Here is a 13,832-nt window from a genome sequence, read left to right on the forward strand (position 1 = left end):
CCGTTGACTTTATAAAAGCTCGGGTGTATAATCAAAAAAATAAAGCTGTCTCGGCTGATGAAGACTATAAATTTTGCTGTTTCTGAACACAACAGCAGAGTTTACAGTCTTATTTTTTTGTAGGTGATAATGTGAAATTTAAAAAATATGCAACAAAAACGCTGATGATCGTTATCGGATCAATAATATCCGCATACGGAATTACGCTTGCAATAGGCGCAGGTTTCGGCGGCGCAACACTTGCGATATTGTGGCAAGGGTTGACGAATGTGACAGGTATTTCAATCGGCACATCGTCATTTGTTGTGGCTGTGGCAATGATAATTTTTGCCTTTTTCTATGACAGAAAGCAAATCAATGTCGGCACAATTCTTTACCAAATTATTTACAGCTTTTTCGTGGATGTATTCACAAAAATTCAGCATTATACAGATATTAAAGCGGTTAATTTTGTTATAATGCTGCTTGGCATTGCTATATTTTCGTTCGGAACGGGGCTTTACTCCGCCGCTGATTTCGGCAGGGGCTCATATGAAGCAGTCACATTTTCGCTTGCCGAAAAAAACGGGTGGAAAATCAAAATCGTACGAATGGTTCTTGATATTATAATGGTAATTATCGGCGTTTTGCTCGGCGGTAAATTCGGAATTTGCACAATTGCCACCGTTTTGCTCTCCGGTCCGATAATTCAGGCAACCGTAATCACTGTTAAGAAATCAAAGATTTTAAAAAAATTTCTTAAAATTCTCATACAAGCCTAAAAGTGATAAGACATTCAAAAAGGATGAAATTCGATTTGAACAAGTCCGTAAAAAATGGACAATAGAAAAAAGAGCCCTCTTGTTGTAGAATATACATCAGGAAGGATTTTTAATGCCAAGAAATTATTGAAACATAAGTATTTATGAAAAAATATCAGAATTTGAGTCAATACGAAAATCTTTATAAAAGAATAAATAAAGAATACGGCTTTGCGTACTCCTTTACCATCCTTTGATATTTATTAAAAAACAAAAAGCTGCAAACAGCAAAAACCATTTACAGCTCAAATATTACTTTTAATATAATTATATCAATTTTTGGTTCAAAACATTTAGTCGTCGGCAGAACATATTGTATTGTTCCTCAGAGCCAAACCACTCCTTTGTATGCTTGTTAAGATATGATATATTTGTAATGTGTAATTCTGCATATTTTTAAATGCAAGTTTAATAACCGCAATAAACATCTCGTGAAGATTTAACATATAACATTTTTTCTTGAAGATTCTATTTGATTATGTTAAACTTAATTATATAAATTATACGGAGTGATGAGTATGTCACAAGTTACAAAAAGGGCACTTGAGGCTTCGCTAAAAAATTTGCTTTTAAAAAAGCCGTTGAACAAGATAACCATAAATGATATTGCAGAAGACTGCGGAATAAATCGAATGACTTTTTACTATCATTTTCAGGATATTTATGACCTTGTTGAGTGGGCGTGCCTTGAAGACGCAAAAAAGGCTATCGAAAACCAAAAAACACACGACACTTGGCAACAAGGACTTATCTCACTTCTTTATGCCGTCAAGGAAAACAAGCCGTTCATCGTCAATGTTTATAACTGCGTTGACAAGGCACAGGTTGAAAAATATCTCAAACCGCTTGCAGACGACTTGCTTTTGGGTGTTGTTGAGGAAGAGTCTGTAAACATAAGTGTTCGTGAAGATGACAAAAAATTCATTGCCAAAATTTATTCTTATTGCTTTGTCGGCATTATGCTTGATTGGATTAAAGATGATATGAAAGAAAAGCCTGAAGATTTGGTTGAAAGACTTGCACTCGTTTTAGACGGTGACATAGGCTCGGCTTTAAAACGCTTTAATTTATCAAAACCGCAAAAATGATTAAAAAAATTACAAATTCTGCACTGTGATAAAAATCTTATCACGGTGCTTTTTTTGATTATTGTTAAAACTAATTGCACACAATATAATGAAATTACAAAAAAATTTTAGGAGGTTTTGTTATGTATTATTCATCAGGAACTTATGAAGCATTTGCTCATCCGGAAAAGCCAAAGGATGTTGACAAAAAATCTGCTTATATTATCGGCACAGGACTTGCAGGACTTGCCGCAGCATTCTATCTTGTTCGTGACGGACAAATGAAGGGCGAGCACATTCACTTGCTCGAAAAACTTGAGCTGGCAGGCGGTAGCTGTGACGGCAAAAAGGATGTAACAAAAGGCTTCTATATGCGTGGTGGCAGAGAAATGGACAACCACTTTGAGGTTATGTGGGATATGTTCAGAGATGTGCCGTCAATAGAAACACCGGGCGTGTCTGTGCTCGATGAATACTATTGGCTTAACAAACACGACCCTAACTATTCTCTTTGCCGTGCGTCAATCAATAGAGGTCAGGATGCCCACACCGACAAAAAGTTTAAGCTTGACAAAGAATCTGCAATGGCACTTTCAACTCTTTTCATCACACCCGAAAAAGATCTTGAGGGCAAAAAGATTTCAGATGTTCTGCCTGATTCGTTCTGGTCAACAAATTTCTGGCTTTATTGGCAAACTATGTTTGCTTTTCAGCGTTGGTCAAGTGCTCTTGAAATGAAAAGATATTTGTGCCGTTATGTTCATCATATTGACGGCTTGCCTGATTTCAGTGCACTTCGTTTTACCAAATACAATCAATACGAAAGTATGATTTTGCCGCTTGTAAAATATCTTGAATCACACGGTGTTAAAATCGAATTCGGTATGGATGTCAAAAATGTTGTGATTGAAAACAAGGGTGACAAAAAGATTGCAAAGCAAATTGTTTATGTTAAAGACGGCAAAGAGCAAAGCATTGATTTAATTGAAGATGACCTTGTATTTATTACAAACGGTTGTTGCACAGACACATCTTGCTACGGCGACCAAAATACCGCTCCCGATTTGTCGGGTATCAAAAACGGATGCGGCGAATCTTGGGATTTGTGGAAAAACATTGCAAAGCAAGCTAAACACGATGAATACGGCAATCCTGACGCATTTTGCAATGATGTTGAAGCAACAAACTGGATGAGTGCAACTGTTCAAACATCTGACGAAGAGATAATCAAGCACATCATCAATGTTTGCAAGCGTGATCCTCGTGAGGGCAAAGTAACAACCGGTGGTATCGTAACTGTTAAAGACAGCACGGAAAATTGGTATCTTTCTTGGACAATCAACCGTCAACCTCAATTTAAAGCACAGGACAAAAACACCGTTCTCGTTTGGCTTTATGCTCTTAACACAAACAAAGAGGGCAATTATGTTAAAAAGGCAATCCGAAATTGCACGGGCGAAGAAGTTTGCCGTGAGTGGCTTTATCATATCGGAATTGACGACAGCAAAATTGATTACCTTGCAAAAAATGCCTGCAACACTACAACCTGCTATATGCCATATATCAACGCTTTCTTCCAGCCAAGAAAAGAGAGCGACAGACCAAAGGTTGTGCCTGACGGAGCAGTTAACTTTGCGTTCATCGGTCAGTTTGCAGAAACTCCGAGAGATACAATTTTCACAACCGAATACTCAATCAGAACAGGTATGGAAAGCGTGTATACACTTCTTGATGTTGACCGTGGCGTGCCTGAAGTTTGGGGCAGTAAATACGATGTAAGAGAGCTTTTGCGTGCTTGTTATTATGCGATTGACAAAAAGACAATTGACGAAGTACCTCTTTCATTCAAGGAAAAACTCCTGCTCAAAACAGTGATGAAAAAGGTTAAAGGTACTGATGTGGAACAGTTTTTAAAAGAAAGCGGATTAATTAAATAATAAAAAGCATGGGAGGCAGTTTAAATCGAATTGCCTCCCTATTTGAATATTTTATGAGGATTTATTAGTTAAACTTCTATGGATGGCTTTATTTTAAGTGCTGTCTATATTCTTTTGGTGTTTGACCTTTTTCTTTTTTGAAAACAAGGTTAAAGTTTCTGATAGTTGTAAAGCCGCATTTCATTCCGATTTGTGTTATGTCATCATCTGAATTTTTTAATAATTCACATGCATATTGTACTCGATATTTGTTTACGAACGAGGCAAAATCCATGTCGAAATTTTTATTAAAAAATGATGAAAGATAGCTGTAATCATAACCGAATTCTTTTGCTATTTCTTGCAGACTTAATTTCTTTGTGAAATTGTTTTGGATGTACATAGAAAGAGAATTAGTAAGTGCAAAGTATGATTGATCTATACTTTCAATCTTACTCTGCTCAAATACTGTGGCACAAAGTCTGTAAAGGACAGACTGCTTTGCAAAAATACTTCTGTTTTCATCTGTTAAAATATCAATATCATTCCGGTTATCAAACGAGAATGTGGTGTTTGTGAGTGATTTCATCTTTGTTTTTTCGTAAAATGAGTAAACAAGATCGGTAGAAAAAACACAAATATAGTTTTCGCTTTTTTCAGGCGTACGATAAGAATGAATATAACCCGGAAGAATCAGTAAACCATCGCCCTTATGCAGTTCATATTCTGTGTTACCAACTTCGCATATTAAGCAACCGCCTAAACAAAATACAATTTCATAACTGCAATGCGTATGTTTTTGAAAGTTCAGATTTTTGTCAAACTGATTATAGAGATATTCACCTTTTGAACTTCTGTGCGTTTCATAAAAAATCATATATCTCACCATGCAAAAATATTTCTATTATTATAAAATATATTTCTTTTTTCGTCAATAAAATCATTATATAATGGAATTAGAAAAGCAAAATTATTTCTTTGAAAGGAGTAGTGTTGTAAATTATTCTGAAGCGGTTAAACTGTATCAACAAAATCCTAACGATAAAATCTTAAAAGAGGTTTCCGAACAATTATGTAAGGAATGGTATTTAGAAAATAACTATACATTCTATGTCGGTCAAGACAGTGAAGGTGCAATGGCAAATGCATTTGATTTTTCACTTTGATAGAATAATAATTATATTTAGTAAAGGAAGAGTATTATGGAATATTTTGATTTTGTAAAAAAGGTAAATTATGAGGGCGAGAAAAGTACAAATCCGCTTGCGTTTAAGTTCTATGACCCTAACCGAGTTATTCTCGGTAAAAAGATGAGCGAGCATTTACCGTTTGCAATGGCGTGGTGGCATAATTTAGGAGCAAACGGTGTGGATATGTTCGGTGTAGGCACCGCCGATAAATCTTTTGGTGCAAAACCGGGCACAATGGAGCATGCAAAAGCAAAAGTGGATGCAGGCTTTGAATTTATGCAAAAACTCGGAATCAAATATTTTTGTTTCCACGATGTCGATTTAGTTCCCGAAGATGCTGATATAAATGTTACCAATCAGCGTCTGGATGAAATCTCTGACTATATTTTGGAAAAAATGAAAGGCACGGATATTAAGTGCCTTTGGGGTACGGCTAATATGTTTGGTAATCCGAGATTTATGAACGGTGCCGGCAGTACCAATGATGTTGATGTATATTGCTTTGCCGCTGCTCAAATTAAGAAGGCTCTTGACATTACCGTTAAACTCGGAGGCAAAGGCTATGTTTTTTGGGGCGGACGAGAAGGGTATGAAACCCTGTTAAATACAGATGTCAAATTTGAACAGGAAAATATTGCTTCGCTTATGCATATGGCTGTTGATTATGGTCGCAGCATTGGATTTGACGGTGATTTTTATATTGAACCTAAGCCGAAAGAACCGATGACACATCAATATGATTTTGATGCGGCAACCGCAATAGGATTCTTACGCCAATTCGGTCTTGATAAAGATTTCAAAATGAATATCGAAGCAAATCATGCCACATTGGCAGGTCATACCTTCCAGCACGAATTAAGAGTTTCCGCAATAAACGGTATGCTTGGCTCTATTGATGCAAATCAAGGAAATATGCTTTTGGGATGGGATACGGATGAATTCCCGTTTGATGTTTACAGTGCAACAATGTGTATGTACGAGGTTCTTAAAAACGGCGGATTGACGGGCGGATTTAACTTTGATGCCAAAAATCGAAGAACAAGCAATACACCTGAAGATATGTTCTATGGTTATATTCTCGGTATGGATACATTCGCTCTGGGTTTGATAAAAGCTGCTGAAATTATAGAAAATCAAATAATTGATGGCGTGATTAAAGAAAAATATGCTTCTTTTGATTCTGAATTAGGTCAAAAAATCAGAAGCGGTAACATCTCTTTAGCTCAATTATCAAAGATAGCCTGTGACAAAAAGACTTGTATGACTCCTTGTTCCGGCAATCAAGAAAAAATTCAAAGCGAGATTAACCGGGTTTTATTTGGATGAGGAAGTACAAATGAGATATTTTATAGGTTTGGATATAGGAACATCTGCCGTAAAGGGTATTCTGTTGTCTGAAAGCAGCATAATCAAGACTGCATCGAAAGATTATCCGGTATATTATCCTCATGACGGTTGGTGTGAGCAAAATCCGCAGGATTGGTATGAGTCGTGTATTTCCGTACTCAAAGAGCTTGTATCCGATATAGAAAAAAGCAATGTTGTGTCTATTGCTTTTTCAGGTCAAATGCACGGTTTGGTTATGCTTGATGATAAAGACCAAGTGATTCGCCCGGCTATTTTATGGAATGATAGTAGGAGCGTGCATGAAACAGAGTATTTGAATAATATTATAGGCAAAAAAACACTTCAGCATAACACGGGCAACATTGCTTTTGCTGGTTTTACTGCTCCTAAACTGCTTTGGGTAAAAAACAATGAACCGTCGAACTTCAAAAAAATCCAAAAAGTTATGCTGCCAAAAGATTATGTATCTTATAAACTCAGCGGTGTTTTTGCAACAGATTGTTCAGATGCTGCCGGTACATTGTATTTTGACACAAAAAATCGCTGCTGGTCGTTACCAATGCTTCAAATTCTCGGAATAAGCGAAGAAAATTTACCAAAAATTTATGAAAGCAATCAAGTTGTAGGAACGTTAAAAAAGTCTGTTGCAGCTGAAATCGGGCTGTCGGAAAATGTTAAAATCATTATCGGCGCAGGAGACAATGCAGCCTCCGCAATCGGAACAGAAACAATAAAAAACGGAGATTGTAACATTTCTTTGGGCACATCCGGTACTGTTTTTGTTGCAAGTGATGTGTTCAATTATGCACCAAATGGTGCAATTCACACTTTTTGTTCTGCAACTGGAAAATATCATTATCTTGCTTGTATTTTGTCGGCGGCGAGCTGTCAAAAATGGTGGATTGAAGATATAACGAAATCTTCATATAATGATGATTTTTCAAAATATGTAGGAAAAAGTCCGGTTATGTTTTTGCCGTATCTTATGGGAGAGCGTTCTCCGATAAACGATTCTAATATTCGCGGTGCATTTTTTGGATTGTCACTTAATACAACAAAAGATGAAATGACACTTGCCGTATTAGAAGGCGTAGCCTTTGCGATTAGACAGAATTTAAATATAATTCGTGATTTAGGTGTACATATAGATACATCAAAGATTTGCGGAGGCGGAACAAAAAATATACAATGGGTGAAAATCATTGCTTCTGTTTTGAATATAAATATTCTGCTTCCGAAAAATGAACACGGAGCTGTTTTGGGTGCTGCTTTGCTTGGCGCAAACGCCTGCTTGACTGGAGATGAATACGAGCGCTTGAAAACAAGTATTGAGCCGGATTATGTTCATATTACGCCAAATAATCAATTCGTGAAATATTATAATGAGAAGTACGGCAAATGGATTAAACTGTATCCTAAAATTAAAGAATGATATTTACTTCTTTCTTTACGCTGTTTTACTCCGGGAAGTTTTGCTATTTTTCAAGAGCATCAAAATTGATATTTATAGAAAGACAAAAAGGTGCAGTCGAATGACTGCACCTTTTATTTTATAAATTCAAAAAATCTTTTCTGTAATCAACTCCGAAGTATTCGGCGAGCTGTTGCATTTCGCTGTCTTTGATTGTGTTCACCCTTGGCATATTGCAGGTGAGCATATAAATTTGCGCCGCCTTTTCAACGGTTTCGATAAGTCCAAAGGTTTCATCCATCGTTTTGCCGGCACCGTAAATGCCGTGCATGCTCCAGATGACGAGCCTAAACTCTTTCATCTTTTCTGCTGTTGCTTCGCCGATTTCATTCGTTCCGCAAAGCATCCACGGAAGAACACCGACGCCGTCAGGGAACACAACAATGCACTCGGTGCACATTTCCCAAAGTGTGTGCGTTATTTTTTTCTCGTCAAGCTCGTGAACATAGTTCATGGCAAGGGTGTTTGTCGGGTGAGAGTGCATAACAACTCTGTTTTCGGGATCAACCTTGAGGCGTGCCATATGGCTCATCAAGTGAGCAGGAAGTTCGGAAGTGAATTTTCCGCCGTCGCTGTAACCCCAAAGCAGTTCTGCCGTTGTGCCGTCTTGCGCAATGCGAATAATGCCGAGATTGTTTTCAGGGTCTTTCTCCACATTTTTGAAATACTTGCCTGTGCCTGTAACGATAAAAATCTTGCCGATAAGTTCGGGTGCGTTAAATCCTGTCGGAATTGTTCTGATTACATTGTTAAGGTCGAGATACTCCGCAACCTCGTTTTCATCAAGCAAATAACTGATGTTTCCGCCGTTTCGTTCGTCCCAACCAAGGCGGTACATATTCGCCGTTGTGTCGCACATTTCACGAACAAAAGGGGAAGTTAAAATGTCTTTCATTGTCTGTTCTCCAATACTTCTTTTTCGTATTTTTTAGCCTCTGCAAGATAATCGGCAGGGGCGTTTGTTTCTTTCAAATATTCTGTCCAAACATCACCAAACGGCATAGTTTTCAGTTCTTCGTGCATAACCATAAGGGAAGTAAAATCTGCATTGTTTTGTAATTCTTTCATTGTGTTGCTCGGCTCCAAAAGCGCATAAAGCAAAGCCTTTTCAACGCTTCTGATACCTGTAACCCAAGCAGAAATTCGGTTTATGCTTGCATCAAAATAGTCTGTTGCGATGAACACTCTGTCAAGTGCGTTTGCTCTTACGATTTCCTTTGCAATCTCCTTTGTTTCGTCATCAAAAATAACAACATGGTCGCTGTCCCAACGAACGCCACGGGTGATGTGCAAAGCCAATTTTTCGTTGAACAAAAGCATAGACGAAATTTTGTCGCTGACAAGCTCTGTCGGGTGATAATGTCCGTTGTCCATAAGCGGAGTAATGCCCTTATTCGCAACATAATTCATACAGAATTCGGATGAACCGACCGTATAACTTTCAAGTCCGATACCGAACACTTTTGATTCAAGCGTTACAAAAACCTTGCTTTTATCATACGATATTGAGAGAATTTCATCAAGTGATTTTTTGAATCTTTCTCTCGGTGTGAGTCTGTCGGCAGGAATATCCTTGTAGCCGTCAGGAATCCAAATGTTCATAACACAAGGCTCACCGGTTTCGTTTGCAAAATATTCTGCGATTTTAAGACATCTTTTGCCATGTTCAACCCAAAACGAACGAACACTCTCCTCAGGTGAAGAAAGAGTCAAATTGTCCTTTACCATAGGGTGAGAAAAGAATGTGGGATTAAAGTCGATACCCATATTTCTTTTCTTTGCAAAGTCAACCCACTTTGCAAAATGCTTTGGTTCAAGCTCGTTTCTGTCGGCAAATTCGCCCTCGTCAAAAATCGCATAGCAAGCGTGTAAATTCAACTTCATTTTGCCCGGCACAAGGCTTATGACCTTGTCAATATCCGCCATAAGCTCGTCGGGTGTTCTTGCTCTGCCTATGTAATTGCCGGTAGTTTGAATACCGCCCGATAACGCACCTTTTTGGTCAAAGCCTACCACATCATCACCCTGCCAGCAATGAAGTGAAACAGGTACGGTTTTTAACTTTTCAATCGCCTTGTCGGTGTCAACTCCGATTTTGGCATATTTTTCTTTAGCTTCCAGATAGGACATTGTCAAATCTCCTTTATGTAAAATGAATTTTTAATCAAATCTCTTGCTGCTGCAAGGGATATTTTTTTGTCACGCATAATCTGCGATACAATATTGCCTGTGGCTGTTGCTTCAATCGGTCCTGCCGTTACGCTTTTGCCTGTGTAATCACGGGTGAGGGCGTTCAGGTATTTATCCTGACAGCCACCGCCAACAATATGAATTGCATTAAATCTTTTGCCTGTTACGGCTTCGATTTCCGTCACGGCTTCGCTATATGACTTTGCAAGGGAATGATAGGCAGAATTGAGAATCAATCCTAAATCATCACTTCCAATCAATTTGCCGATTGCGTCAATCATATTTTTCGGTGAAACAAGCGTGCTGTCGTTCACATCAAAATATTTGTACTCTCCACAATTTTTCGCAAGTTCCATCATCTCGTCATAAGTCATCGACTTGTCAAGATTTCGCCTGATATTTTGGAACAGCCACATACCCATGTAGTTTTTGAGAAAACGAAAACGGTAATCAATTCCGCCCTCGTTGGTGAAATTGAGTTGTCTTGCATTATCACTCAAAATCGGCTCGGTGATTTCCGTTCCGATAAGCGACCAAGTACCTGAGGATATGTACAAATCATTGTCTGCCATAGGGCAGGCACACACGGCACTTGCAGTATCGTGGCTCGGTGCGAAAAGCACAGCACAATTAAAACCGACTGCTTTTTGAATATCCGCACTCAAATCACCCACAAGGCTTGACGGAAGAAAAAGGGGTTTGAAAAAATCCTCCGTCAAACCGAGTGCGTGGATAATCTGAGAGTCCCAAGTTTTCGTTTTAGCATTAACCAAGCCTGTAGTTGTAGCATTTGTGTATTCGTTTTTGCAAACGCCTGTCAGCTTAAATGAAAGATATTCCGGCATCATCAAAAAGTATTTTGCATTTTGAAGTCTGCCGTTTTTCTTGTCTGCATAAAGCTGATAAATCGTGTTGAAATTCTGCTTTTGAATACCCGTTTTTGCATATAACCGGGCAGGGGAGACAAGGTTTTCAACCTCGTCAACAACAGCGTTTGTTCTGCTGTCACGGTAGCAATAGCAAGGCTTGATTTCTTTCTTGTTTTCGTCAAGCAAAACATAGTCAACACCCCAAGTGTCAATAGCGATACTTTTAGGAATTTTGCCTATTTCCTTGCATTTCTTAATTCCGTTTAATACTTCGCTAAACAGGCTTTCAATATCCCAAATAAGTCCGTCTTTGCTTTGCGAAAGATTATTGTCAAAGCGATAAATCTCCTCAAGCACAAGCCTTTCGTTTTCAATATGTGAAAGAATATGCCGTCCGCTTGACGCTCCGATGTCTATGGCTAAATAATATGTCATTTTACATCAAGCTCCGATACTTCTTTTGGATATTCTCTCATTTCGTCTGCCTCGTGAAGTGGTTCCCAAACCTGTGCAAAGAATGGGTCAACCTTTGCACGTTGACCGTAGTTCCAGCTTTTACGCTCGCATTCATCGCACCAATGTCCGCCCTCCAAAACAAGTCGAGGACTTGCCTTAAAGGTGTGACCGAATGCACACTTAAATTCAAGTTGTGTTGACCAATCGCCCTTTTTCATCTTTGTTGAAAGACATTCACCGCCACGGAACATTGCCGCCCTTTTCATATCGTCAAGGGTCAGTTCGCTTTCCGGCTTTGTTTCGTCATAGCCATGGTCGAGAACAACCTTTTTGTCCCAATCGAAGAAGTGGTTAAAGTCGTTGTAGCTTTCAGGCAGAGCCTCCCAAGCCTTGCGACTGCCCCAATATGCCTCGATTCTGTCCTCCATATTGCAGTCGATAAAATGCTTTGTGCCATGCTCGCCGTCTGCAAGTTTGTTGAACATATTGCCCATAACGGTCGCCATCAGTTTTTCGCCGCCAGGCACCTTACACATTACCTTTGCCATAGGTGCTGTTGCACCCAAATCTTTGATGTAGCAATCATAGTAATATTCCATACTGTCACGCTGAAAATGAACAAAGTGTTCCAGCTTGTCGCTGTCTAAATAGTAGTGACCGTGGAAGTTGCGTGTTGCCTGCATTTTAGGCTTGAGAATGAGCGACAAGTCTTTAATTCCGATGTCGCCGTAAAGTCTTTCAAACATTTCGGCTGTTGATACACGGCACTTTTCGCCACCGCCGATATTGTAGATATGTCCCCAAAACGCTGTGTCCATTGTGTCTGTTGCATCTTGATAAGAAAGGTTACGAAGTAGAACGCCGCTGTCCCTGTCAGACACATATTCAAGCACATTGTCATAGCAGTTGTGGAACATAATTGCGTCACGGATTTTGCTCATAGCAGGGCCTATAATGCCTGTTTGATGAAGCGAAACCAATATTTAAGCCCGCTTTCAATAACATATCTTTCAGCGGCAACCTTTGAAACAGCGTAGTAATCAAACATACTCGGTTTGATCGGGTCACCGACTCTGCCCCAATGGATAGGTGGCATACGGTCGCCTGTTTCTGCAACTGTTCCGATATATACAAACTTAACTTCGTTTTCTCTGCCTTGCTCCTTGATTGCGGTGATCAGATTTTTTGTTGAGCCGTAGTTTACCTGCATTGCCTTTTGTGGATTATAATCCGCCTGCGGAGAAACAAAAGCTGCCACATGCAAAATCAAATCCGATTTTTCAACGCATTTGTACACGGTGTCGTAATCGTTGAGGTCGCCCCAAACAATTTGCAAATTTTCGTATGACATATACGGAGCGAGCATAGTTCTGTTTTTATCGCTGTCACGAACAAGCACGAGAGTGTTGTAACTATCGCCGTCCTTTAACATTCTTGTAAGACCTTGAAAGCCCATTCCACCACAAGCACCTGTTAAAAATACTGTTTTCTTTTCCATATTATTCACCCTTCATTGCCACAATGTTTTTTGCCTTGCCGTCCAAAATATCCACGCAAAGTTTTACGCTATCGCCGATTGCAGAATCTATATCATCAGGTTTAACACCAAGCGGAATACATCCAAGCTTTTTGTCAATAAACTGATTTGAGCATTGAAGCTCTGTAAATTTAATCATATCCAGTCCGCCCTGAATACCGTCTTTTTTCTGCTGTTTTACAAGGCTTTTGCCTGCCATACCGTACATCCAATCGGGAATAGTGATTATCTTTTTATTTGGACAACCGAGATGCTTGTGGCAAATGGTAAGCATTTCTTTCCAAGTGAGATTGTAGTAGCCGATAGGATAGCAGTTGCCGCCCTTGTTGCGTTCAATGGCACCTGCGATTGCCTGACCAACCTGCTTTACCGTTACCATGGTTGAGCCGCCCTTTGGCCACATAGTCACGCCCGGCATTTTGCGAATACTTTCAACAAGGAAAACCCAAACAGGCTTTCTGCCCGGCTGTGTGCCGAAAATGTACGGAAGTTCAAGCACAGCCACATCAAAATTTTCATCCGCAAAGCTCATGGCAACCTTTTCTTGGTTGATACGAGAACGGATATATGGGTGATATTCTGTAAGGTGCATTTGCGGTCTTGCCTTTGCAAAATACGAAAAATACGAGCCAAGTACAACACAATGCTTAACTCCGCATTCTTTTGCGATTTTAAGCAAACGCTTTACAGGATCAATGTTGTATTTTTTGTAAAGGTCATAAATCGGTGCAGGACCCTCAACTCTTTCGTCAACGCCTGCCGCAAACACAAAGCCCTCGCAACCCTCAAACATTTTCTTTACTTCATCATCGTTCATTTCCAGGTAATTGCCGTAGGAAATTTCCATTTCCGGCGGCAAAACCGCACCTTGGGGAAGGGGAGGCAACGCAATGGCTTTTACCTGGTGACCTCTTGAAATCAATTCTGCGGCACCCTGACTGCCAAGCAGTCCTGTGCCTCCGATCATACAAATTTTCATAATTCTGTCC

General features: G+C 39.4%; 13 protein-coding genes. 6 read left to right on the forward strand and 7 right to left on the reverse strand.

Going from position 1 to position 13,832, the window contains the following annotated elements; translation table 11 throughout:
• Nucleotides 1-131 precede the first annotated feature (131 nt).
• The 3 genes from Q0E03_RS01980 (at nucleotide 132) to Q0E03_RS01990 (ending at nucleotide 3,804) form a co-directional block, all read left to right on the forward strand.
• Nucleotides 132-761, forward strand: coding sequence for a YitT family protein (locus Q0E03_RS01980; protein ID WP_297128906.1), 630 nt, complete (start codon nucleotides 132-134; stop codon nucleotides 759-761).
• Between the two features lie 557 nt (nucleotides 762-1,318).
• Entirely contained in the window at nucleotides 1,319-1,888 is a 570-nt protein-coding gene (locus tag Q0E03_RS01985) for a TetR/AcrR family transcriptional regulator (RefSeq protein WP_297128908.1), read from the forward strand.
• A 122-nt stretch (nucleotides 1,889-2,010) separates the two neighbouring features.
• A complete protein-coding gene (locus Q0E03_RS01990; RefSeq protein ID WP_297128911.1) occupies nucleotides 2,011-3,804 on the forward strand; it encodes an oleate hydratase in 1,794 nt (597 codons plus the stop codon).
• A gap of 88 nt (nucleotides 3,805-3,892) precedes the next feature.
• Here the strand turns inward: Q0E03_RS01990 and Q0E03_RS01995 are convergent, their stop codons facing one another.
• On the reverse strand, nucleotides 3,893-4,660 hold the full coding sequence (locus Q0E03_RS01995) for an AraC family transcriptional regulator (RefSeq protein ID WP_297128913.1): 768 nt from the start codon (nucleotides 4,658-4,660) through the stop codon (nucleotides 3,893-3,895).
• A 73-nt stretch (nucleotides 4,661-4,733) separates the two neighbouring features.
• Between Q0E03_RS01995 and Q0E03_RS02000 the strand changes: the two genes are divergently transcribed.
• From Q0E03_RS02000 to xylB, 3 genes are read left to right on the forward strand one after another with little or no spacing between them, the layout of a single operon-like run.
• The gene (locus Q0E03_RS02000) at nucleotides 4,734-4,949 is read left to right on the forward strand and encodes a hypothetical protein (RefSeq protein WP_297128917.1); all 216 of its coding nucleotides are present in this window, start codon (nucleotides 4,734-4,736) and stop codon (nucleotides 4,947-4,949) included.
• 36 nt (nucleotides 4,950-4,985) lie between these two features.
• A complete protein-coding gene (gene xylA / locus Q0E03_RS02005) occupies nucleotides 4,986-6,299 on the forward strand; it encodes a xylose isomerase (RefSeq protein ID WP_367270212.1) in 1,314 nt (437 codons plus the stop codon).
• 10 nt (nucleotides 6,300-6,309) lie between these two features.
• A complete protein-coding gene (gene xylB / locus Q0E03_RS02010) occupies nucleotides 6,310-7,752 on the forward strand; it encodes a xylulokinase (protein ID WP_297128919.1) in 1,443 nt (480 codons plus the stop codon).
• A 118-nt stretch (nucleotides 7,753-7,870) separates the two neighbouring features.
• Here the strand turns inward: xylB and rhaD are convergent, their stop codons facing one another.
• Genes rhaD through Q0E03_RS02040 form a run of 6 tightly spaced genes read right to left on the reverse strand, consistent with a single transcriptional unit; the run spans nucleotide 7,871 to nucleotide 13,822 of the window.
• Nucleotides 7,871-8,686, reverse strand: a complete 816-nt coding sequence (rhaD, locus tag Q0E03_RS02015) for a rhamnulose-1-phosphate aldolase (protein WP_297128922.1) — start codon at nucleotides 8,684-8,686, stop codon at nucleotides 7,871-7,873.
• Nucleotides 8,683-9,921 carry an L-rhamnose isomerase gene (locus Q0E03_RS02020; RefSeq protein ID WP_297128925.1) on the reverse strand — a complete coding sequence of 413 codons (1,239 nt, stop codon included), beginning with the start codon at nucleotides 9,919-9,921 and terminating at the stop codon, nucleotides 8,683-8,685. The genes rhaD and Q0E03_RS02020 overlap by 4 nt, the downstream gene beginning before the upstream one ends.
• Before the next feature lie 2 nt (nucleotides 9,922-9,923).
• Complete coding sequence (locus tag Q0E03_RS02025; RefSeq protein ID WP_297128927.1) at nucleotides 9,924-11,285, reverse strand: rhamnulokinase family protein; 1,362 nt, start codon at nucleotides 11,283-11,285, stop codon at nucleotides 9,924-9,926.
• A complete protein-coding gene (locus Q0E03_RS02030) occupies nucleotides 11,282-12,247 on the reverse strand; it encodes a hypothetical protein (RefSeq protein ID WP_297128929.1) in 966 nt (321 codons plus the stop codon). The genes Q0E03_RS02025 and Q0E03_RS02030 overlap by 4 nt, the downstream gene beginning before the upstream one ends.
• An 8-nt stretch (nucleotides 12,248-12,255) precedes the next feature.
• On the reverse strand, nucleotides 12,256-12,804 hold the full coding sequence (locus tag Q0E03_RS02035) for an NAD(P)-dependent oxidoreductase (RefSeq protein ID WP_297128931.1): 549 nt from the start codon (nucleotides 12,802-12,804) through the stop codon (nucleotides 12,256-12,258).
• Between the two features lies 1 nt (nucleotide 12,805).
• A complete protein-coding gene (locus Q0E03_RS02040) occupies nucleotides 12,806-13,822 on the reverse strand; it encodes an NAD(P)-dependent oxidoreductase (RefSeq protein WP_297128933.1) in 1,017 nt (338 codons plus the stop codon).
• Nucleotides 13,823-13,832: the final 10 nt, after the last annotated feature.

The sequence above is a fragment of the uncultured Eubacterium sp. genome (genome assembly GCF_934525195.1).
GTDB lineage: Bacteria > Bacillota > Clostridia > Oscillospirales > Acutalibacteraceae > Eubacterium_R.

Excerpts from the sequence above, each read along its gene's own strand:
- Q0E03_RS02030 (WP_297128929.1), bottom strand. The coding sequence starts at position 12,247 with ATGAGCAAAATCCGTGACGCAATTATGTTCCACAACTGCTATGACAAT.
- rhaD (WP_297128922.1), bottom strand. The coding sequence starts at position 8,686 with ATGAAAGACATTTTAACTTCCCCTTTTGTTCGTGAAATGTGCGACACA.
- xylB (WP_297128919.1), top strand. The coding sequence starts at position 6,310 with ATGAGATATTTTATAGGTTTGGATATAGGAACATCTGCCGTAAAGGGT.
- Q0E03_RS01995 (WP_297128913.1), bottom strand. The coding sequence starts at position 4,660 with ATGATTTTTTATGAAACGCACAGAAGTTCAAAAGGTGAATATCTCTAT.
- xylA (WP_367270212.1), top strand. The coding sequence starts at position 4,986 with ATGGAATATTTTGATTTTGTAAAAAAGGTAAATTATGAGGGCGAGAAA.
- Q0E03_RS01985 (WP_297128908.1), top strand. The coding sequence starts at position 1,319 with ATGTCACAAGTTACAAAAAGGGCACTTGAGGCTTCGCTAAAAAATTTG.
- Q0E03_RS02040 (WP_297128933.1), bottom strand. The coding sequence starts at position 13,822 with ATGAAAATTTGTATGATCGGAGGCACAGGACTGCTTGGCAGTCAGGGT.
- Q0E03_RS02035 (WP_297128931.1), bottom strand. The coding sequence starts at position 12,804 with ATGGAAAAGAAAACAGTATTTTTAACAGGTGCTTGTGGTGGAATGGGC.
- Q0E03_RS02020 (WP_297128925.1), bottom strand. The coding sequence starts at position 9,921 with ATGTCCTATCTGGAAGCTAAAGAAAAATATGCCAAAATCGGAGTTGAC.
- Q0E03_RS02025 (WP_297128927.1), bottom strand. The coding sequence starts at position 11,285 with ATGACATATTATTTAGCCATAGACATCGGAGCGTCAAGCGGACGGCAT.
- Q0E03_RS02000 (WP_297128917.1), top strand. The coding sequence starts at position 4,734 with ATGGAATTAGAAAAGCAAAATTATTTCTTTGAAAGGAGTAGTGTTGTA.
- Q0E03_RS01990 (WP_297128911.1), top strand. The coding sequence starts at position 2,011 with ATGTATTATTCATCAGGAACTTATGAAGCATTTGCTCATCCGGAAAAG.